Origin of the sequence: Actimicrobium sp. CCI2.3 (assembly GCF_035019065.1) — a bacterium.
Lineage (GTDB): Bacteria > Pseudomonadota > Gammaproteobacteria > Burkholderiales > Burkholderiaceae_D > Actimicrobium.
On sequence record NZ_JASJWR010000016.1, the window covers coordinates 1 to 20,763 of the forward strand.

General features: G+C 53.4%; 15 protein-coding genes and 1 tRNA gene. 9 read left to right on the top strand and 7 right to left on the bottom strand.

Features of this window, described 5'->3' with window-relative positions:
* The first annotated feature begins 302 nt into the window (after window positions 1-302).
* The 4 genes from QN370_RS10465 (at window position 303) to QN370_RS10480 (ending at window position 4,735) form a co-directional block, all read left to right on the top strand.
* Window positions 303-557: a hypothetical protein gene (locus QN370_RS10465; protein WP_322125457.1), complete on the top strand. Its 255-nt coding sequence runs from the start codon at window positions 303-305 to the stop codon at window positions 555-557.
* A 428-nt stretch (window positions 558-985) separates the two neighbouring features.
* Complete coding sequence (locus QN370_RS10470) at window positions 986-1,393, top strand: hypothetical protein (RefSeq protein ID WP_322125458.1); 408 nt, start codon at window positions 986-988, stop codon at window positions 1,391-1,393.
* A gap of 1,225 nt (window positions 1,394-2,618) precedes the next feature.
* Entirely contained in the window at window positions 2,619-2,849 is a 231-nt protein-coding gene (locus QN370_RS10475) for a hypothetical protein (protein WP_322125459.1), read from the top strand.
* Between the two features lie 1,637 nt (window positions 2,850-4,486).
* Window positions 4,487-4,735, top strand: coding sequence for a hypothetical protein (locus QN370_RS10480; RefSeq protein ID WP_322125460.1), 249 nt, complete (start codon window positions 4,487-4,489; stop codon window positions 4,733-4,735).
* A 91-nt stretch (window positions 4,736-4,826) separates the two neighbouring features.
* Here QN370_RS10480 and QN370_RS10485 read toward each other — a convergent pair whose 3' ends face one another.
* Both QN370_RS10485 and QN370_RS10490 read right to left on the bottom strand, forming a co-directional pair.
* Window positions 4,827-5,810: a YncE family protein gene (locus QN370_RS10485; RefSeq protein WP_322125461.1), complete on the bottom strand. Its 984-nt coding sequence runs from the start codon at window positions 5,808-5,810 to the stop codon at window positions 4,827-4,829.
* A 15-nt stretch (window positions 5,811-5,825) separates the two neighbouring features.
* On the bottom strand, window positions 5,826-8,411 hold the full coding sequence (locus tag QN370_RS10490) for a TonB-dependent receptor (RefSeq protein WP_322125462.1): 2,586 nt from the start codon (window positions 8,409-8,411) through the stop codon (window positions 5,826-5,828).
* A 332-nt stretch (window positions 8,412-8,743) separates the two neighbouring features.
* Between QN370_RS10490 and QN370_RS10495 the strand changes: the two genes are divergently transcribed.
* From QN370_RS10495 to QN370_RS10505, 3 genes are all read left to right on the top strand, one after another.
* Entirely contained in the window at window positions 8,744-9,292 is a 549-nt protein-coding gene (locus tag QN370_RS10495) for a pyridoxal-dependent decarboxylase (RefSeq protein WP_322125463.1), read from the top strand.
* A gap of 637 nt (window positions 9,293-9,929) precedes the next feature.
* Window positions 9,930-10,550 carry a ParB-like protein gene (locus QN370_RS10500; RefSeq protein ID WP_322125464.1) on the top strand — a complete coding sequence of 207 codons (621 nt, stop codon included), beginning with the start codon at window positions 9,930-9,932 and terminating at the stop codon, window positions 10,548-10,550.
* Window positions 10,550-12,199, top strand: coding sequence for a SulP family inorganic anion transporter (locus QN370_RS10505; protein WP_322125465.1), 1,650 nt, complete (start codon window positions 10,550-10,552; stop codon window positions 12,197-12,199). Before QN370_RS10500 ends, QN370_RS10505 begins: the two co-directional genes overlap by 1 nt.
* A gap of 157 nt (window positions 12,200-12,356) precedes the next feature.
* Here the strand turns inward: QN370_RS10505 and QN370_RS10510 are convergent, their stop codons facing one another.
* Window positions 12,357-13,412 (bottom strand): DMT family transporter, encoded by a 1,056-nt coding sequence (locus QN370_RS10510; protein WP_322125466.1) that lies wholly within the window; start codon window positions 13,410-13,412, stop codon window positions 12,357-12,359.
* Between the two features lie 640 nt (window positions 13,413-14,052).
* On the opposite strand from QN370_RS10510, the gene QN370_RS10515 reads away from it, so the two are divergent.
* Window positions 14,053-15,834: a ShlB/FhaC/HecB family hemolysin secretion/activation protein gene (locus QN370_RS10515; protein ID WP_322125467.1), complete on the top strand. Its 1,782-nt coding sequence runs from the start codon at window positions 14,053-14,055 to the stop codon at window positions 15,832-15,834.
* Between the two features lie 180 nt (window positions 15,835-16,014).
* Here the strand turns inward: QN370_RS10515 and QN370_RS10520 are convergent, their stop codons facing one another.
* From QN370_RS10520 to QN370_RS10535, 4 genes are all read right to left on the bottom strand, one after another.
* Window positions 16,015-17,175, bottom strand: a complete 1,161-nt coding sequence (locus QN370_RS10520) for a c-type cytochrome (protein ID WP_322125468.1) — start codon at window positions 17,173-17,175, stop codon at window positions 16,015-16,017.
* A 605-nt stretch (window positions 17,176-17,780) separates the two neighbouring features.
* A tRNA-Ser gene (locus QN370_RS10525) sits at window positions 17,781-17,870 on the bottom strand.
* 163 nt (window positions 17,871-18,033) lie between these two features.
* On the bottom strand, window positions 18,034-18,600 hold the full coding sequence (locus QN370_RS10530) for an RNA polymerase sigma factor (protein WP_322125469.1): 567 nt from the start codon (window positions 18,598-18,600) through the stop codon (window positions 18,034-18,036).
* Between the two features lie 253 nt (window positions 18,601-18,853).
* Entirely contained in the window at window positions 18,854-19,423 is a 570-nt protein-coding gene (locus tag QN370_RS10535; protein WP_322125470.1) for an RNA polymerase sigma factor, read from the bottom strand.
* A gap of 210 nt (window positions 19,424-19,633) precedes the next feature.
* Here QN370_RS10535 and QN370_RS10540 point away from each other — a divergent pair, with 210 nt between their 5' ends.
* Entirely contained in the window at window positions 19,634-20,752 is a 1,119-nt protein-coding gene (locus QN370_RS10540) for a hypothetical protein (protein ID WP_322125471.1), read from the top strand.
* Window positions 20,753-20,763: the final 11 nt, after the last annotated feature.

A 20,763-nucleotide genomic window follows, 5' to 3' on the forward strand; every position in this document is an offset into this window, starting at 1 on the left:
TTTTCGAAAATAAAATTTGCTGGAAGCGTAGTCAGCCATTTCCATTCTTGGATTCGGCTTTATTCAGTGGTTCCCTAGTACAATTTTAACTTCATATGATACAAAAGTATCACACGCATAATTATTACCATTTTGAAGGTAAAAATTAGCTTATGTTTTTTAGGGAGTCGCTAATTAAATCATTTTCGTGAATTTCAGTGCCAATTAAATAAATAAATTGCCTTGTGCTTGACATTCAAAAATAGATTGAATCAGCACTTCCTTAGTAATCTAAATACGCAAATAATAATTGGGAACTTTACATGCCTATAACTTCACATTGTTTGATTTTATTGCAAACAACCCCAGGGTTGGGTTTGCCATTAACGGTCAGTGGTATTGATCGGAATAAATTATCATTTACTGCAACTATTGAAATAGACGGCAAAGTTTTTTGTCGTGGAAAGGTTTATGATAACCCCAGCGAATTAAGAGCAACATTGATAGCTTCTAATTCCGCTACATATCCTCATCTTTACTACCAAAATAAATCTTTACATGACTGGGGTATAGTTTAAATCAGTTGTGGAAATGGTGTTTTAAATATTTTATTTTTAACATTTCAATTTAAATCCAAACAAGCCGCGTGCGGGCTGGCGCACGATCTTTAACCAAGCGTGATCGCAGCCATCGTTCTGGGGATCTACGCCGGAATCCCCGAAAATTTTGTCACGCCAAATTCAGCTCGGATATACCGATGAACTGCGCCTCAACCGGCGGAATTTGTCCAAATTAGTTGACGGGAGACATCTGATTTCTGACAAGCGCGACTAGGCTTCGTGGCTAGCCTCTCCGTCCCGGTTAAATCAGGTACGTAATTCAGTATCAGATTGAACTGGGGAACGAAAATTGAGAATAAAAGAATTTCTGTCACTCAAAATCGCCGCAAATCTTCCCAACGGAATTTTCGAGGGTTCCGGCGTACATCCCCTATCTGGACTAAAAAATGACTAACAAACTCAAATTGATCGTTGGATTGTGTGTAGCAGCATCAACGATAACAATTGCAAGTGCTCGTGAGATTCAATGCAAGATCGCAGATGCTTTTGATAGCCCAGAGGGCGCAATTCTTTTTGATTACGATGACAACAGAAAAGTTCTTACCATCGTAAAAACTGTTGGGCAAAGTGCTGTGTTCATTGATAACCAGTACTCGTGGATCAGAGAAGCAGTTGGCAAACCTGCTAATGACATTTCGAAAGATCCCAACCTAATCTGGGCTCGTCACCAAGGTCAGCACAACTGGGAATTCAAGTTGGATCGGCAAAATGGAACGATCCAAATAAATCAAACTCGAATGCAAATGTATTGGAAGGGAAGATGCAAACTTGTCGACAGAAGCAACAAGCTTTGATTGAGTTTCTAGTTGGATTTGTTCTATAAAAAAAGTAGGTTTAGTTTTATTCCCATTGCTGTTAGCAGGGGTGGTGTGCACGTAGCTGAAAAAACCGCCACGCAACGTACTTGTTGCATAAGCTCGTTGAAAAACTATTAAATTGAGCAGCAGACTTATGTAATGCTCCGCAAGGGCAACGATATAACCTGGAAATTCATTGCGCAAACGACCCTTTGCGCAACAAAAAGTGCCGTTTCTGGCCGTTCTTATCGATGTGGCGGGATTTTCAGCTATGTGCGTGCTACCCCAGTACCGTGGATTTCGACGGGGTTCCTCCCAGTTCGATGACGACAAGACATAGCGGCTTGCAATCGAAAATGGTCCAGCTCGCAATCAGCGCCGTTTTGAGCTCATATTATTTGCAAATCAGCTCACGCACTGTGCGACCAGCTTGTAATCCGCCGCCGCCAGTTCACGCTTTTTACGACTGACCGGAGCACTGGATGTAGTACATGCGGTCTAAAAATAAGGAAACTTGTCGGAGACTCTCGGAACCTGACATTGAAATCTATACTGATTTTCCTTACTCATTTCAGGCGTTTTTGCGAGTGTCATTTTCAGAAGACGACTGCACGTAACGTCAGGAGCCGCATGCACTCGTTGCTTATAGAGCGACGTATAGAGGGGCCTTACCGATCTTGAGCCGTACAGCAGCCTCGCGAACGTTCAGACGCCTGGCAGATCGAATTATGGCAACTTGTCGGTTGATTGCCGGAATTTGCGGGGGTTCTTGCTTTGTTCGTCGCGCCGTGTTTGTAACTTCTGAGCACTTTCGGCCTCTCGCGGCATTTTGTGCATAGGACTTCTGACACGTCACATTCAGGAGTCGGAAGCATTGACTGTGGTCAGCTCAATGATCTGATGCAGTTGTCTTCTGAAAATGACAGTCTGTTAAGAAATGTTCAACAAACACTCGTTTTATGAACGTTACGCATGATGCACCGAAAATAGGTTTTTTATTTTCGTTATTGTCACGGTGACGGAAATTTCGGCGGTTCCGGCGTCGATTGCTAATTTAGTAAACTTATCGGTAGGTGAACTATTGTTACCATGATGCATCTTGCCGCGGTAATATTGTGTCCAAGCTTGAAATGCCGCCCATAACCAACCCGCGTTTACTATAATCAGAAATTAGGTTGATATTGTTATTGATCACTTCTAGCAAAGTTATGCACGCCTTGTCATGAAACGAAATTCCCCGACCGATATTGGCAGTCTTGACGATCTGAGTCGACTTGATGAGGTCATTGTTGACAAGCGGCTCGGCAAGCGCGCGATAGCGAAAAAAAGCCGCCGAAATCGCCATTATGAAAATCAGTTCATACGCAATGCGTTGACACGATTTCCTGATGCAATACATTCGACAGAAGATGAGACAACGTTGTCTGCCGAAGACTTGATGCACTCACCTTGAATACAGCGGGATGGCGTATTGACAGCCCACCCCCAACGTTAGCAACAGTCGCGATACAAGTCGCGCTCGGCATAACGACCATAACTCATCTATTTATAAAACCGGACAGGGAGAGACCGAGGTTATAGAGTTACGTCGCCTTACTGGTGTCGGCGAGCAGAAATCAACGTTCGCGTGTGAGTTCGGCATCAGTCGGGAGACCCTGTGTCAATACTCGAAGGTTGTGCCAACTCCTTAACCCGACTTTTCGTTCCACTGCACCTCAAATTGTGACGGTTTGCACGTCGTTTTTCTGGTTTTTAAGTATGATTTGACAGTTTAATTGATGACTTTATGAACTTCTTGAATAGACTTTTCATCGGTTTTTACAAAAATCCGTCGTGTGGCGCAAATTGCAGCTATGTGCACACTCCCCCCCAAATAGGTCTAGCGACTCGCGTTCCAAATCGACCTTGCTCGCATTCGGCCACGAAAATTTCCGAAGAGCACTCCCATGCCGAGCGCAAAAAAATAACCGCCTCTACGACAGTTAAATGCTGCTGTTGGTTGTCAGGGAAGGGAAACAACATTTAAAGCAACAGCACTGATTATCCAATATTTGCCACTCTGCGTGGCCGGTCATGTCGCTGGCAAGCACGCAGTGATTGGTGCCGGTGTAGGCTGTGCGACTGGTCGCCATCAGGCGAACAAGAAGGATCGTGCAGCGGCGGCGGCAAGGCAGGACAGCGCTGTGCCAATATCCAGTGCTACGGTGTCGACTAAATTACGTTCCTCGCAGTACGTACGCCCGATTTCTGATGCCTTCATAGCCGCGAGCATAGCGATATCGGGACGCGACAGCGATGACATCTGAACGATGTCTCGGGTCGCCCGCGGTACGCATGCAAGGAAGTGTGGCAGGCTATTGGCCGCTTATCGGTAGTGGCTGCATGCGGCCAATGTGCGTACTATCCGAGTAAATCTGATCATTACGCAAGCATCAAGATCGCCCCTTCAGGAGTAGCGTGATGAAGGGCCAATGTTGTGGGTCGAAATATGGGGAATTTCGAGCGCATTTGGCACAAATTGCACGTATTTACAAAAAAATAGACTAATAAAATCAATAAGTTACCGTTTTTATTTGCCTATCGTCAAGACTCGAAATCCAGTGTACGGGTCTCCCGTACCGTCGGTTCGAATCCGACCCTCTCCGCCAATATGAGCTTCAAAATTAAGCACTAAGCGACAAAAAGGCCCCGAAATCGGGGCTTTTTTTTGCGCGCTCAAATTCCAAGTGCAGGGAATTCCGGTGCCGGGTGATGGCCGGAATGCGGCGGATTGGTGCTCTGAGGATAAGTTTGCCGTGGTGCTGGAGACAGCGGCCCTGAACGAAACCGACCTGGTCGAATACGGCCGTCGCAAAGGCTTGTTCGTGGAACAGAGTGCGGCCTGGCGGCAAGTCTGTCAGAAGGCTAATGCGAGGTCGGTCAAACGTCTACGGATCAAGCAGTTGGAGAAAAAATTGCTTCGCAAAAAGAAAGCGTTGGCCGAAGCGGCAGCGCTGCTACTGCTATCAAAAAGTTGCAGGCGATCTGGGGCGATCAGGCGGACGACTGATCAGCACCTGGACCGCCAGTTGATCGTATCGCTGGTCACTGATGGCAGTGTTCGGTGGTGTGCGCCATGCACTGGCTTGCACCGAAGCGACGATCAGCATCCGAACCTTGCAACGCTGGATACGCGAAGGTGGTGCTGATAGCCATGACCGGCGTCGAACGGCGCGTCGTAATACCTCGACAAATAAGCTCGGCGGGATAGAACGCGAAGTGCTGCTGGCGATAGCCGACAGCAGCGAATTCGCCAGCCTGCCGCCGGGCCAGATTGCATCGCCAATTCAATTCTGTTGATTTACGGTCATTAATGGTGAGTAGGCCCAATCAAACCAACCCTGCATCTTAAGACAGTACATCTACTCTCACCGGCAACGATCGGATCGTCTTATTTGGCGTGCTCAGCCACGAGCACCACAAATTTATCTGCCACGACGCTGGGCAGATAGACCGTTTTAGTCACACTATCCATCGCCATCGTCTTGGCACCCTTTACGGTAGCCATGTTTGGCAACGCGGTGTAATGGTCAGGTCCGTCCTGATGCGTAATCGATAGCGTACCTTGCCCACCACCATCAGAGCTCAACACGGTTTTCGAGGAGGCATCAAAGACTGCGACATCCGGATGCTCGCCGATGGCAAACTGCGTCACCCGTTTTCCGGTGCGGCTGTCCGTCACTGCCATGATGCGGTTCTGGCAGGTCGAAAACAGGCGCGCGTTGATGGGATCGATGGCCAGACCAGTCGGCTCCGTGCAGCCTGCCAATGTCCATGTCGCGACCACTTTGTCCGATGCCGTATCAATCACGTTGATACCAGGGTGGTCTTCGATGTTGAAATAGACGCGACCTTGGCCATCGCTGACGGCTGATTCCGGCCTGCCGGTCGTCACACCGCTGGCGATGAGCTGCAGGATCTTTGCATCGATGACGTCGTAGCTTGCTGTTTTACCGTTGAAGACATAGACCTTGCCGGCCTCTGGTACGTACAGAATGGCGTCCGGGTTTTGGCCTTTGACCGCGATTTCGGCGATGGGTTTGAGCGACTCCAGTTCGAACACGGTGACCGTATTGCTTTTGCCGTTACTGGTGAAGCCAATTCTCAAATCTTGGGCGAAAGCAACGCCGTGCACACCTTGCGTTGAAGCGATCGACCCCACCGGGGTGCCAGCCGGCAGGGCCAGCACATCGACGCGGTCGCCGCGGGTCACGTACAGGCGCTGACGAACCTGGTCGATGGCGGTGTAGTCCCAACGGGAGGGTGCACCGAGGTCAAGCCGGCGGGTAACTGCATAGGATGGGTCGGCAGCCAGTGCCGCACTGGCTGCCGCGGAGGCCGCCAGCATGGCGAGGATCAATATCGTTTTGTTCATGGGAGGATCCTCGGATTAATAGGTAATGTTCAAACCAAGCTGGTAGGTCGGACCGTAGAACTCACGCTGGATCACCCGATTGGAGCTGCCTTCGGAAAACGTCAGCGGGGTATCCGTCAAGTTCTTGGCCGCAAAATACAGTGCCACTTGTCTGGTGATTGCGTACGAGCCGCCAAGGTCAAGTGAGAAGCGCGGTTCGGAAAACACGTCTGTCGCGCTGCTGCCGCCAATTGCCCACAAATTACGCGACAGGTAATAACCACCAAGACGCATATTGAGCCCATTGCGCTCGTAGAACACTGATGCGTTGGCAGTATGACGAGACGTTGATGGCAGGCTGGACGATTCACCAGGTCGGATTTCGAAGCTAGATGAGACGAACGTGTAGTTCAGACCGGCACCCAGACCGCTGAGGGCCTCTGGCAGCGACTTGAATTTTTGCTCGTAATTGAACTCGAGTCCACGCGCATGCGACTTGGCAGCATTGCTATAGGAAACCACATGGGCAACGCCAACAAATCCGGCAAAGAGACCGTTATTCGGGAAGGTCTGGTCTGTCGTACTGCCGACAATATAGTTGCTGAATTCCTTGTCAAAAAGTCCGACCGAAAGAATGCCAGCGTCGGGAAGATAGTGCTCGAAGGAGAGGTCGAAAGCGTTGGCAGTAATCGGTTTCAGGTTCGGATTACCCTGGGTAACGAGGTTGGCTGACGGGTTGATGTTCAGTGAGGGGGTGATCTGGTTGAAGCCTGGTCGCGCGATCGTGCTGGAATAGGCAGCCCTGATCTGCGTCGACGGCATCAGCTCGTATTTCAGTTGAAGACTAGGGAAGAAATTCGAATAATGTGACGTGCCATTGACCGGACTGACGAACGCATTGCCGTTGGCATCGACACCCTTGGCATTGGCACCGTATTGCGCGCGAGTGTCTTCAAAGCGGACGCCGCCGATGATGCCAAGTTTTCCGTCGGTCATCTGATACTGCGCATAAGTTGCGTAGACATCTTCCTTGTCATTCTGCGTCTGCAGCGCGCTGTTGATGGCATTGTTGGCCGAGATCTTCTGGTTGGCAGCAAGAATATTTTGCAGCGATCCCGCAGCGATTTGCGGTCCGTTGTCGTAAGCGCCGCCGTAAAAATTGACGTTGCCGCCGCCGGAAGCTGCGGTGAGTGGAATCGCCGGAATTGCCGTGTAAGAATAAGGCTGTCCAGTCGCCGATCGATTGCGCCAGCGACCGTTAAGGCCGACCTTGATCGACTCTTCATCGGCATTGGACCACTTGACCGGCAATTTCAGATTGGTGGCGGCTGACGCTTCATGGTCGCGGATATCCTGCGTGCTGTTCTGGAAACTGGCCAGCGTGTAGTTCGCCGGGTTCAGGTAATCGGCACCGTTGACCGCAAAGCGCGGCGTATTGCCACTGCCGGAATTGTTGTAGTTGATGGTTGCTGCGGCTGGAGTGAAGTTGAAATCCGAGTTGTAATCGTAGTACTTGGTGTACGAGCCGCGCGTGTAGCCGAGCCGGTAATCGAGCACCTTGTCGTCAATCGTGTTCTTGCCACCGATGGCAAACACCTTGTTATTGATGCGCTCTTTTTCATCGCGCAAGGTCTTGTCGAACCCGTTGGCTGTCATGCCATCGACAAAGCCGCCACCAGCCACGACCGGATTACCATCCGGCGTGATGGTGAGGCGATTGCGCAGCACCGTCTCGGTATAGCCGGCATCAAAGGCCCGGACGAAATAACTGTTGTTGCGGTCTGGCTGATAACCCAGGTCGATACCGATGCCATGGCGCTTGCGGTTGTACTGGTAATGGCGCTGATCCCAGCCAGCATAGGTCAGCGGCGAGTGGATTCCATCGTCCAGAAAGGCCGGCTCGACATCATCGACGCCGCGCTTGTCTTCGTAGTAGGAACTGGTAAAAACGACCGAGAACGGTTTGTCGCCAAAACCTTCGAGCTCGCCTTTGTCGGCCGTCCTGCCACCGAAACGCCCACCTGTTGATACTGACAAGTCGGTAATGCCAGTGCCACGGAGGGATTCGTATCCGCTGCCGACACGACCGTCAAAGAAAAATTTGCCGTTACGCGGCGCTGTCTTGGGTGTGATCTCGATGGTGCCGCCGAGTGCTTCGGCATCCTGTTCCGGCAGGTTGGTTTTAGTCACGGTGATCGCCCCAACCAGTCCGGTTGGAATCGCATCCAGAGCTACCGCGCGGCCACCGCCAAAAGGCGAGGCGTTATTCGACGGCGGCAGACGCAGGCCGCCGAAGGTGGTGCTGTTAAGGTCGGCGTCAATGCCGCGGATATTGATGTAGCGACCCTCGCCGGTATCGGTCTCCAGCGATACACCTGGAATCCTCCGCACCGCTTCGGCGATGTTGACATCAGGCAGCTTGCGCATTTCTTCCACGGTCATGATGTTGACCAGATTCGGTGCCTCTTCCTGAACTGCGCGCGCAACCGTATTCGAGCTGCGCTGGGCCTCGATGACCAGCGTCTCGATCGCCGATACGGGTGACGGCGGCTGTTGCGCTAGTGCAGTAGCTGCATACCCCTGGAGGATTAGAAGGGAAAGAAGTGAACGTTTGCTGGCCATGATGTGCATGAAGCTACCCTTGTCAATTTAGCCATCCAGTCGAATGGTGGACACACCTTACCGTTCGTTACTGACAACATGACGACATCTTGAAATTAGGCAGATTGGCCGACTCGCGTAACGTAATCGTCATAAAAAGTGTCCGCTGGCACAGGGCACAGGGCACTCGCAATAAAATTTCAAGTATTTGCCTGGTTGTCGTCAGCCACGCAGAAGCCGAGTCCGGGATTGCGTGCCAACGCACAGACAGCCATCTGAGACGCATGCAAATGTTCGCAGTGAAACGACGCAGCGCTCGCTAACAGCAAACATCTCCTCCGAGGAACCACAAAATGCCTATTCATCACATTGATCCCAGTGACCAGTCCAGCCTGCTGGACATTTATGCGACGAGAGCCTCGCAAGATTGCCTCCCCAAGTATCGGCTCCCGAAAGGTCGCACAGAACCCCGCGCTGCCTATGCGCTTATCCGGGATGAGCTTTTGCTTGATGGCAATGCCCGTCAGAATCTGGCGACTTTTTGCACTACCTGGGTGGAAGACGAGGTCAAGCAGCTCATGACCGAGGCGATCGACAAGAACATGATCGACAAGGATGAATATCCCCAAACCGCCGAAATCGAAAATCGTTGTGTCCACATCCTTGCCGATCTTTGGCACGCTGAACAATCGCAAAAAACGGTGGGCTGCTCGACTACGGGATCGAGCGAGGCGGCCATGCTCGGCGGTCTCGCGTTCAAGTGGGCCTGGCGCAAGCGCCGGGAAGCTTTACGACCTGTCGGAACGGGTGCGCATGGGCGGCTGGCAGATCGCTTCCTATCCGTTGCCCATGAACCGTTAGGAAACTGTGGTCCAGCGCATCTTGATTCGCCACGGCGTTAGCCGCGATCTGGCGCAACTTCTCCTCGAGGACATCAAGCGTGCGAACTGAAGGTTGGCCCGCAATTCTTCTCAGGTCTGCACAAGGGCGGGCTGGCGTTCGTTACCATCGGATGGATTGTCTGGAGTCTCAACTGGGTTTCTGCTTTTTCGGGGCCAAGCTGGTCGGTCTCGCGCCGGTTATGCGACCGGGCTGATGTCGGGAAGCTACACCATCACGGCGATCCTGGGTGTGGGGCAGGGCGCACTGTCATACGCGCAAAGAAAACCATGACTCCGCTCACAACAAGTTGTAGTGACAATGAGTGAACTCAAGCAAGCAATCATTTCATTATGCCTAGCGCCACCCGTCGATCGAAGTCATTGTGCAGGCATGCTGCCCACGGCAAGTCATTATTTTTCCTGAATCCACGCTTCCTGAGTATTCACATTTACTTTGCCTATGGGCGAAGTAACGTTGCGTTATCTTTAAAATGCGAAGTAAAAGTGCTAGGTTGTTTGAAAGTCGACGGAGCACCCCATGATTCTTTTACTACGGCACTTTCTGTTTGCGCAATATCTTGGCGTGCGCGATTTTTGAATTCTGCCGGCAATCCTTTTTCGTCTTTTTTATCGCTCCTCTTGTACCTAACGGTGTCCCATGAACAGCAATCATCCACAATTGATCACCGCCCGCCTCGACAAGTTGCGTCCGACCCAGATTACCGTCGGCAAACGCGAGGTGGCACTCAAACGCAAACACTGGAATAGCCTCAACAAAAAGGGTCGGACTGCCGCACTGGAGAGCCATTGCTTTCCAGCGATTGCCGGGCCCGACGGCAAGTTCTATATCGTCGATCATCATCATTTCGGATTGGCGCTGATCGAAGAAGACGTCAAAACCGTCAGTCTGTCTCTGCTCAAGGATTTGTCGTTTCTTGACCTGGCCACGTTTTGGCGGACGATGGATTTTCACCAGTGGGTGCATCCGTTCGACAGTGACGGGGTACGTCTCGGCTTCGATGCGATACCGACCCAACTGAGCCGGCTGAATGATGATCCGTATCGCAGCTTGGCAGGCGAAGTGCGGCGTGCCGGCGGCTATGCCAAAGACGCCGCACCGTTTTGCGAGTTCATGTGGGCCGACTTCTTCCGCCCACAATTTTCCCGCGATCTGCTCGATACCGAATTTGACACAGCCCTCAAACAAGCGGTGCAACTAGCCGGAGCCCAACAGGCCCGCTATCTGCCCGGGTGGACCGGCGTGATCGAACTGGTTTGATGTCGGTGCCTCGGCTGCCGTGGCCCGATCTGCTGGCCGGCCTGTCGCTGGCTGGCTTGCTGCTGCCGGAAGCCGTCGCCTATGCCAGTATCGCCGGCTTGCCGCCGCAGGCGGGTGTCATTGCGCTGTTCGCTGGCCTGCTTTGCTATGCGTTGCTCGGTACCAGTCGTTTCGCGATCGTCTCGGCGACCTCGTCGTCGGCCGCCGTGCTGGCCGCCGCTGCCACATCGGTGGGCGGTGTTGACCTGAGCCTGCGACTAACTGCCGCAATCGGATTGGTACTCGTCACCGGCCTGTTGTTTACCGCTGCTTCCGCGGCGCGTATTGGCAGCGTCTCCGACTTTATCGCCAAGCCGGTCTTGCGCGGCTTTGCCTTCGGGCTGGCGCTGGTGATCGTCTTCAAGCAATGTGCCAGCGTGCTCGGCGCAAGCCTTCATCACACCGATATTGTGCGTCAGTTGATCGATCTGGGCGACCAGTTCGCGACGTGGAACTGGGCCGCCGCACTGCTGGCGCTCTGCGCGCTGGTATTGCTGATACTGTTCGCGCGTCTGCCGCACTTGCCGGGTGGCGTGCTGGTCATCACGCTTGGCATCGTCGCCGGTCATTGGATTGATCTGGCGCATTACGGCATTGGCCGGGTCGGGGACATCAGCCTGCAGTTTGCCGCGCCGTCGGTACCGCTGCTGTCGTATCCTCAGTGGCTGCGACTGGCAGAACTCGGGGTGGCCATGGTGCTCATCCTGTACGCCGAATCGTATAGTTCCATCCGGACGTTCGCGATGAAGCATGGCGATGCAGTGACTCCCAACCGCGACCTGCTCGCACTAGGCGTGGCCAATCTGCTGTCGGGTCTGTTTCAGGGCATGCCGGTGGGTGCCGGCTATTCCGCCACGTCGGCCAATGAAGCCGCTGGTGCGGTGTCACGACTGGCAGGTTTCGCTGCGGTCGTTACCTTACTTGTTGTGGTGCTGACGCTGCTGCCGCAGGTAGCACTGACGCCGACACCCGTATTGGCCGCTATTGTCATTTACGCCGTCAGCCACACGCTGCGGCTGGCGGTATTCCGTCCCTACTTTACGTGGCGACGCGATCGTCTGATCGTCCTGCTGGCCGTACTGTGCGTGTTGGCGTTCGGCGTACTCGACGGGCTGCTTGCGTCGATTGCGATCAGTCTGTTGATGCTGCTGCAGCGCTTGTCCGCGTCGTCGGTGAGTGTGCTCGGGCGACTCGGCACCAGCCATGATTTTGTTGACTGCAACGCCTGGCCCGACGCGCACCGTATCCCGCACATGCTAATTCTGCGACCTGAGACAGGGCTATTTTTTGCCAATGCCGAACGCATTCTGACCCAGGTGCAAAACACCATCACCCGCACCGGCGGGGACGTGCGTACCATTATTCTGAGTCTCGAAGAGTCTCCCGATCTGGACAGCTCGACTATCGAAGCGTTGGTTAATTTCCATGCCGCGCTGCGCGCACAGCACAAACAACTGCTGTTTGCCCGCCTGAAAACGGCCGCGCGACATGTGCTGCTACGGGCACAGATTGTCGGGCTGGATCCAGCCGCCTTGTCCGAGTTGAGCGTGGATGATGCGGTACACATGGCGCTGCTGGCGGAAACCGACACGACGTCGTTGAGTGAGTAGGAGCGGCGCATTGCTGCGCCCCCGTTCCGCAAGGGCATCCACAGAATTCGGAAAAATGGCACGTTAAGGGTTTCCTCCAGACGAGGACAGATTTCACCGTTTTCTTGGCCAATAGTTTGCTATTGAATGCGAGCGTCCGCAGATACCAGGTCCCGATTTAGTGCCTGTGCCGATGATGAATGTCCGGATAGTGGGGATGCGCGTGTCGAAGAGCGGTGTGATCGTGCGGGTGAACATGCGTTTTCTTGTCATCCCACACAAAATCGTGCGCATGCTGATGATGCGCATCATGTCCGTGCGCATGGGTATGCGATAACGGCTCGTGCAGATGCCCATGCCCATGGGACTCGGTCAGATGTAGCCAGATACCGGCCCCCATCAGCACGGCCGCTGCCCAGAATACGGCCCCTGGCACTTCTCCGAGCATGAGCAGGGAAATGACCGCGCCAACAAATGGTGCTGCTGAAAAATAGGCGCCGGTGCGTGCCGTACCGAGGTGCCGTAACGCCAGGACGAACAGGACGAGACTGAGGCCGTATCCGCAAAAGCCGATGACGCCGGCAGTCAGCATCGTCGATATCGGCGGTAATCGATAGCCAAGCGCCAAGGCGATGCCGACATTGACCGAACCCGCCACCAGTCCCTTGATGCAGGCAATTTGCAAGGCGTCACTGGCCGACACCTTGCGGGTCAGATTATTGTCGATACCCCAGCAGAGACAGGCCGCAACGATGGCCAGCGATCCCCATGGCACGCCCAGCACGGGAATTTGCTCCCACGACAGCAGGACGCCTGCCACCACGATGAGCAACATGCCGGCAAAGATGCGGCGATCGAAATTTTCCTTGAAGACGAACCACGCCAGCAAGGCAGTCAGCACCCCTTCCATGTTCAGCAAAAGCGACGCCGTGGAGGCCGGGGTCATGCTCAGTCCGAGCATCAGCAAGACCGGCCCGGCGATGCCGCCGAACACGGTGGCACCGCCCAGCCATGGCAAGTCTGCCGCGGTCAACATGGCTGGCCGGTCTGCCGTGTTGCCACGTGTGGCGAACGCCCGGGCAATAAAACAGGCCAGTAGTCCCAGACCGCTGCCGACGTAAAAAAGACCCGCCAGAGTAATTGGTGCCACCTCGTCAACCAATACTTTGGCAAACGGTGTGCTGGCACCAAACAGGGCGGCTGCCAGAAAGGCGTAGACCACTCCTTTATGCATTGCTGGCCTCGTTCAACACGACGTGGTGGATCACACTCCGAATGACATTGTTATTGCCCATGATAGTTACCTGCCTGGTGAGGTTGGGGTGCGTTCAGGTTCGTGCAGGTTCGTGCAGGTCCCTGCAGTTACGTATGCGATGCTACATTTTTTTTGCAACAGGGGCTTCGTTACAGCCGCACGATGATGCTCCACTTGGGACGCATCATGCCCGTCAATGTGCGACGGCACACGCCCTGATCGAGAGCGGCCATACGATCGGCAAAATCGTCCTTGCGGGGTTTCGGATTACTGAATGAACCTTTGGTTGTAAAGTGCGACGAGGGCAATAGCTGGAGCAGGCGCATTTGCAAAAAAGCTAAAAAATCACAGGATATATTTCATTGCGCCAAAAGGTTATGCCTCTGTGGGTTGAACAGAGCGTCGATGTACTTCAAGTCCGGCAAGGAGCAATGGTTACGCCATGCGTTGTGTTTTGCCGACGAATCGTGCATGCACGGCAAGTCAAATCCGCGCCCATGCCGGAAATCATTAATAAGCCAAATATTTTTGGTTAATTTCCTAGAAGAAATCCATTCACTGGATATGCCATGGCGAGTTGATCTCATCTCGCGCACTTTCGTCTACTCGAAAGAACAACGTGATCATTTTCTCCACTGTTTATCGACTGCATCACGGGATACCCTTGCTCGGATGTGTGTCGCTGCAGCTGGTCTGCGGTGTCGCGCTGGCGCAAAGTAGTCTTCCAGTCTCTGTCGCGCAGGAAGGCTTGCGTCGAGAGGAAGAGCGCAGTCGCGTGCAGCAATCCCGGCTTGCGCCGACGACCGACGTGCTGCAGCCGTCCCGCGCCGTGAGCTTCGACACCGTTCTGCCCAGTGAAACCCCGTGTTTCCTGATTCGCGACATCGTGCTGAGCGGCGAGAGTCATCGCCAGTTTCGCTGGTTGCTCGACAGTGCGCAGGGGTATCTGAACCGCTGCGTCGGTACCGTCGGACTGAGCAAAATTGCGTCGGTACTGGATGCGAAACTGACCGAATTTGGCTATGCGACCACGACCGTGACGCTGCCCGCGCAGAATCTGGCGGAGGGTACGTTGCAGGTGCGGCTGCATGCCGGGCGTGTCGGCGTCATCCGGATGGTGTCGGCAAAGGATGCGGATAAAGCAAGCGCAGCCGCTGAGCCAACTGAGTCGGCAACCGATACCGCCTGGGGAACCTGGCGCAATGCCTTTGCGACCAGCACGGGCGATGTGCTCAATATGCGTGATCTGGAGCAGGGTGTCGAACAGATGCAGCGGCTGGCAAGCCAGCACGTCATCACCGAACTGCACCCCGGCCAGCAGCCCGACACCAGCACGCTACTGATCCGGCGTCAGGACGCGACGTTACGTGAGCGGCTGCATGGCGGGGCGAACGTGGACAATGCCGACTCGACTGTCTTGGGCAAGCCGCACATTTCGGGAAATCTCGGGCTCGACAATCCGCTGGGTCTCAATGACCTGCTGTCGCTGTCGGTAAGCAGCAATATCGATGGGCTAAGCGCACGTCACCGCAGCCAGAATGTCGCGCGCGCTTACAGCATCCCCTGGGGTTACAACACGTTCAGTCTCACCAATAGCAGCAGCGAGTTCGCCCAAGTCGTGCAGGGCACTACCGCGCAATTCCTCTCCAGCGGCAGCAGTCGCACCCTTGAGGCAAAGTGGCATCGCACGCTGCTGCGCACCAGTTCGTCCAAGACAGGTGCCTATGCGAGCCTGCAGTTGCGCCGGGCAACCAGCTATCTCGACGAGGTCGAGCTTGTCGCGCAGCGCCAGCGCACCACCAATGTTGAAACGGGTGTTACGTTCCGGCGCTTGCTGGATAACGCCAGCGTTGACCTGCAAGCCGGTTACCGGCATAGCATGCCCCGGCAGTTTGCACCGGACGATCTCAACGGCGCGACGCAGGGTGGTCCCACGCTGCGTCCCGCACTGTGGATTGCTTCGGGACGTTATCGGCAGTCGTTCCAGTTGGGGCAGCAACCGGTGCAGTTCAGCGCAGAGTTGCGCGCGCAGCAAACCGCAGACGCCACGCTGGCGACTGATCAGATCGCCATCGGCAATCGCGCTACGGTGCGCGGCTTCGACGGTGACAGCGTCTTGCTGGCCGAGAGCGGATACGTGACACGCAATGAATTGGCGCGTCCCGTGCAGTGGCTTGCCGGGGTGGAGTCGCAGGTTTATGCCGGCATCGATGCCGGGCGTGTCTGGGGCACCAGCGCCGCTTCGCTCATTGGCGATCGGCTCGCCGGTGCCGTGCTGGGCATTCGTGGCAAATGGCAAGCTGCGCAATCCGAGTTGAGCTACGGCACGCCGCTTTACAAACCGGCTGGCTTTCGTAGCGCAAACCATAACTTGACGCTATCGCTGACGGTCGCTTTTTAAAACGGGATCGACGTGCGCCAGGTGGCGCTCTGCGTCGGTGTCCCCGGGCTCAATGCAAGCAGCCTTGAACAGCCCGATTTCATACTGTCCGTCATTAGAAAAATCCGGCAGGGGTTGGGGAAACTGCCGGTTTATGGTTTGAAGTGAGACAACGCCACTGTAAATAAAAGTGATCGTTCCTTAATAATGCTCGTTGACGTTGTTGAATGGGCCGAATTTTGCGCGTTGATATGCCTTTGGCTGGCCGGCAAAATGTTCGGGAATCGCAAAGCCTTGCGGACGTAATGCGGTGTCGATATAGAGCTTGGTGCGATTGGGGTTTTGCCTGCGTGGCATGGCATCGTCATTGATGTAAGCGGCGATATCCAACGCCTGCGCAGACGTCAGTTGTGGCTTATCTGCCTGCGTGCCAAAGGGCATGGATGCGCGAATATAGCGGGCCAGTAAGGGTATGGCAAACATATGGCCGGCATTGTCATAGGTGTCATTGCCTGTCAACGGCGGGAAAATATAGCCCGCACCTGTTTCAAATTCTGGCTGGCGCTTTCCCTGCGCATCGGCACCATGACAGCTTTCGCATTTGCTGATGAAAAGCGCTTTGCCCCGTAACGGATCGGCAGCGCGATGGAGCGCCTTTATCGGCATCAATCCGACACCTTCCATGGCGCGATCGGGTCGTGCCTCGCTGCTCAACCAGTGCAGGTAGGCCATGATGGCTTTGAACTCTGGCGTGTCGACTGTCAGCTTTACCGGTGCGGCACCAAACATGCCCAGCGCTCGCTGTTCAAGTGAAATAATCTTGCCGGATTTGATATCAAATCGCGGATAGTCGTTCACTGCATTGACCAGTGCCAGGGAAAATTTCTTGGTGCCTGGCAGTCCGGAAGGGCCAGCCTGATGACAGCTGACGCAGTCAAGGCTGTTCCAGTTGAATCGCTTGTTTTCGTCCGGTGCACGATTGCCGACGCGCTGCGACGTATGACGCATGAGGTCAATACCTTCGCGGATAGCGTCACCTTCAGGGCCAGGCGGAATATTGGCAGGATCAGGCTCATGCCACATCTGTGAGGGACGGGTTGCGTACCGTCGTAACATTGTCTGTGCATCCTCCGTGGTCAGACTGTCTCTGAGCTGGAAGGGGGCAATGTCAAACGCCTGTGCGGTACCTGCGGTGCACGCCAGCGCACACAGCAGGTAGAAGTAATTTTTCATGTGGGTACTCCGTGAAGTTGCATTTATTGGGACTGGATGTCTTCTCGTTGATTGGAGAAGGTCAGCTTTCTGCGTTAGGCATCGATCGTGTGGAGGGGGTGATAGTTCCTGTGCGGACTGATATGCCATGACGAAGTCGCCCCTCTGCGCATCTGGCCTATCCGATGTAGGAATTTTCTTTCGAACGCGACGATCGCGATGCAGCCATCAGTGGCTGATGCAGTCCAGTGGTTCCAAAATTACGACCCGCTCCTGGCTATTCCGGATCGATGACATGCTCAAGCATTGGTGGCTGCAGAATGCGGCGATTGCCCCTTGATCCTTGATGTGGAGGGTTGACTAATCGGCACTTGGTTTGGCCAATTCGGCTGACAAATTCAGCGAACAATGGGAATGACGCCGCTGGGTGGGCGCTTGCTGACGAACTGGGAGAGCTCGTTGAAATGATCCGTTTTTTCTTGTGGTTGACTACCATTTGAAAAATTTAACGGCTGCAGTATTTCAGCTTTTGCTAGCTGAGCATAAACGCAAGCATGGCGGCGTCTTCGTCCAGCATCGTTAGCAGGGTAACGCTCCCGATTAACAGGTACGCCATCAAACGGTTAAAAAAATGGTGAGTCAAATAATGCATTTATGCACTTTATTTCCATTGCCGGTGAGCGTTGAGCGGTGATTCAGCGTCACAATAAAAAAAGCCCGCATTCGGATGAACGTGCGGGCTTTTAAAAACTGAGTGGCGGAGGCGGTGAGATTCGAACTCACGAAGGGCTCACACCCTCGCCAGTTTTCAAGACTGGTGCCTTCAACCGCTCGGCCACACCTCCAACTGAAGCCGCATTATGCCATTTGATCTTCGTCGGGACCAATTGAAATTGCATGCTGAACGATTATTTTTTACTGATTGGTAATCTCGCTCGGAATCCGGTGCTCGTAAGAAGCTGAAAAACACGTCTCGTACAGGACGCATGACCAATAAGTGAGTGTCAATTAATTAATAATCTGTCGAATTTGCTCCCTGACGCGCGACACGCGGGATCGTACTGTACCAATTGGAATGTGCATTTGCTCTGCGGCAACGGCATAGCTGGATTCATGCTCGAGGACGGCTTCAAAAGTCTCCAGTATGCGATTGGGAAGAGCCGATAACATCTGCTCGACACGCTCCGCTAACTGCTGATTCTCTATCAGGTCAGCCGGATCACCTGACATGTCGACCATATCGTCGATCATGCTTTCATCAGCATGTCTGGTGACAGCGGCATAGTTGCGCCGTACGTGGTTGCGTGCAAGGTTAAGGGCAATGCCAAACAGCCAGGTTGATGGTTTCGAGGCTCCGGTGAAGCGATCGGCACACCGTACGCTTTCAACAAAGGTATTTTGTACAACATCCTTTGCATCTTCGATGTTACGAACATAACGCTGTACGAAGCGAACGAGGTGCGAATAATGCTGCCTGAATAAGTGATCGATATCTTCAATGCTAAGGCTTTGTACCGCTTTTTCTGTTTCGGACTGGTCAACTGCGGGTAGTGGTTGCTCGAGTAAGGTAATCATCGCCATCTCCTGAGTGACGTGCCGGAAGGGGCACGGTTTAAGAGATCTATTGCAACTGCCATGCCAAAGATTGTTTTTTTGCTAAGTGGTTATAAAGAAAGGATATTTTGTTTAAATGACATTTATTGTCAAAGAAACACTCTAAAAATGGCTCCGACACCGTCGGAAAATTTCATTTTTTGTATCGACCCGATTGAGATGGCTCCATCTCAGAACGGTCTCTTTGAGCAGTGGTGGTGTGAATGCTGTTGTTTCAATCGACCAGGACGTGGATCTGTTGTCGTATGCGGGAAATGCGAGAGCGGACGGTACCGATCGGGATCTGCATTTTTTCGGCTGCTTCGGCATAGTTGGCGTCGTGTTCCAGTACCAACTCAAAAGTGTCGCGCAGGCGTTGAGGTAACTTCGAGATCATTGTTGCAATATTGTTAGCAAGCTGTCGGTTTTCAATCAAATCGGCTGGATTGGCTGACATATCCAACAGATCATTGATCAAGCTTTCATCGGCCATCCTGATCGATGCCGCATAGTGTTTTCGTGCATGATCCCGCGCCAGATTCAGTGCTATGCCGAATAGCCATGTTGATGGCAATGAGCTACCGTTAAAACGATCTGAGCAACGAATCGCTTCAATGAATGTTGCCTGAACTACATCCTTGGCATCATCGACGTTGCGTACGTATCGCTGTGTGAAGCGCACAAGGTTGACGTAATGTTTATTGAATAATTGGTCGACGTGGATTTCAGATTTTTGCGCACACGTTGTTGACGTCGAATTGTTATTCGAAATCTCGCTAGCTCGTTTTTTGATTGGCGCAATCATTACTATTCCCGGAATTTTTGATCGATGAACTGCCCCGGGTTGTAGCGCAATAGTCGTGCCAAATAGTTCCGTAGGGCAAGTGCTTGTAACGATTGCGAAATTTTTTGCGCATGGTAAATAAAAATGGAAACCGTCTAAAACATCAAAATGTTTTTTCGGAGAAACCTTAATGTTTAAGGAACTCCACTCCTGCGGGCACCACATAACACCATGGTCGCCATCACTCAATCGCAGCAAATCCGTCAAAACGGAGTTAGTTCCGAGACCAACATTGGTCAGCCGGTTCGTAGTTCTCGTGCGACAGAGGAAATGACAGAAATCGCTGCATTCCAGGAATTGGCGATGGCAACACACTCGGCACATCAACAGTCCCACGGCCCCAACCGGACTCTGGCCCAGCGCGCTGCGGCGGGTCGCGAACGCAAGCTTTCGGGTATGCCAGTTCCAGAAACAAAGTCCGAAGAAAAGTCAGATAGTGGTCTTCAGGCTGCGAAGGATGGGCAACAACCTGCCGAGTTGCCAGCAACACGTGGAGAGCTCGAAGACGCAGAAATGAATCGCTTGCGACAGCATCTGGATCTAAGTGGCCGAGGGCCATCGTCGGAAGAGGACTTGGAAGATTTAAAAAAAAGGCATTCCGATTCGATCCATGCTGGTCTTGATGTCGACGTTGTCCTGCGTGATTCTTCGGGCAATAGTCGGCGTCAACTCACTGACGAGACGGCTCTTATTACCGGCTTCAAATTTGATAACAAAGGTGAGTCAATCAAACCGCTGACCTTGCTCGACAATCTTGAAAGTCAGTTTGGAAAGGATCGCGTCGATGTTGCGTTACTTGATGTGAAAAGAGCGGTGGGTGCCGAATCACGCAAGCGTTCTCGCGACGGGCCAGGACCGCAAAGCTGGCGTTCTCTCTCACTTGGCAATGCTTATCACGCATTGATTTCAAGTCGTGCGATTGGTCTCGATATGCGCGGAAAATTCTCCGGCCTCGGACTTCAGCCAAAAGCGTCAGTGGCCGAGACGAGTCGATTGATGCTGAAAGTGCCGTTACTGGACGATCGCACTGCAGAGCCATTCGTAGCCAAATTAGTGGACATGAATACGGTCAGTCCTGGCAAAAAACCGGCTGTTTATCGCACTGTGCGCTCTGCCGTGACCTCGCTCCCAACCACAATGTGGTCGCTTGATGCACTTCCGCAAAGGCAACTAACGCTGGGGAAACTCGATGAGTTGTCGCACCACAAACCAACTCAAGAATACGGTGGATCAAGTTTGCTGTCCCATACGGAAAGCCGGGAACGTGCCCGCATTGCCAAATTGTTCTAGCCCCTCAGGAG

Bases quoted from the DNA above. Each gene is read 5' to 3' on its own strand.
- QN370_RS10530 (WP_322125469.1), bottom strand. From the start codon at position 18,600: ATGATTACCTTACTCGAGCAACCACTACCCGCAGTTGACCAGTCCGAA.
- QN370_RS10505 (WP_322125465.1), top strand. From the start codon at position 10,550: ATGTCGGTGCCTCGGCTGCCGTGGCCCGATCTGCTGGCCGGCCTGTCG.
- QN370_RS10470 (WP_322125458.1), top strand. From the start codon at position 986: ATGACTAACAAACTCAAATTGATCGTTGGATTGTGTGTAGCAGCATCA.
- QN370_RS10480 (WP_322125460.1), top strand. From the start codon at position 4,487: ATGGCAGTGTTCGGTGGTGTGCGCCATGCACTGGCTTGCACCGAAGCG.
- QN370_RS10540 (WP_322125471.1), top strand. From the start codon at position 19,634: ATGGTCGCCATCACTCAATCGCAGCAAATCCGTCAAAACGGAGTTAGT.
- QN370_RS10510 (WP_322125466.1), bottom strand. From the start codon at position 13,412: ATGCATAAAGGAGTGGTCTACGCCTTTCTGGCAGCCGCCCTGTTTGGT.
- QN370_RS10495 (WP_322125463.1), top strand. From the start codon at position 8,744: ATGCCTATTCATCACATTGATCCCAGTGACCAGTCCAGCCTGCTGGAC.
- QN370_RS10520 (WP_322125468.1), bottom strand. From the start codon at position 17,175: ATGGCATATCAGTCCGCACAGGAACTATCACCCCCTCCACACGATCGA.
- QN370_RS10465 (WP_322125457.1), top strand. From the start codon at position 303: ATGCCTATAACTTCACATTGTTTGATTTTATTGCAAACAACCCCAGGG.
- QN370_RS10485 (WP_322125461.1), bottom strand. From the start codon at position 5,810: ATGAACAAAACGATATTGATCCTCGCCATGCTGGCGGCCTCCGCGGCA.
- QN370_RS10500 (WP_322125464.1), top strand. From the start codon at position 9,930: ATGAACAGCAATCATCCACAATTGATCACCGCCCGCCTCGACAAGTTG.
- QN370_RS10490 (WP_322125462.1), bottom strand. From the start codon at position 8,411: ATGGCCAGCAAACGTTCACTTCTTTCCCTTCTAATCCTCCAGGGGTAT.
- QN370_RS10535 (WP_322125470.1), bottom strand. From the start codon at position 19,423: ATGATTGCGCCAATCAAAAAACGAGCTAGCGAGATTTCGAATAACAAT.
- QN370_RS10475 (WP_322125459.1), top strand. From the start codon at position 2,619: ATGAAACGAAATTCCCCGACCGATATTGGCAGTCTTGACGATCTGAGT.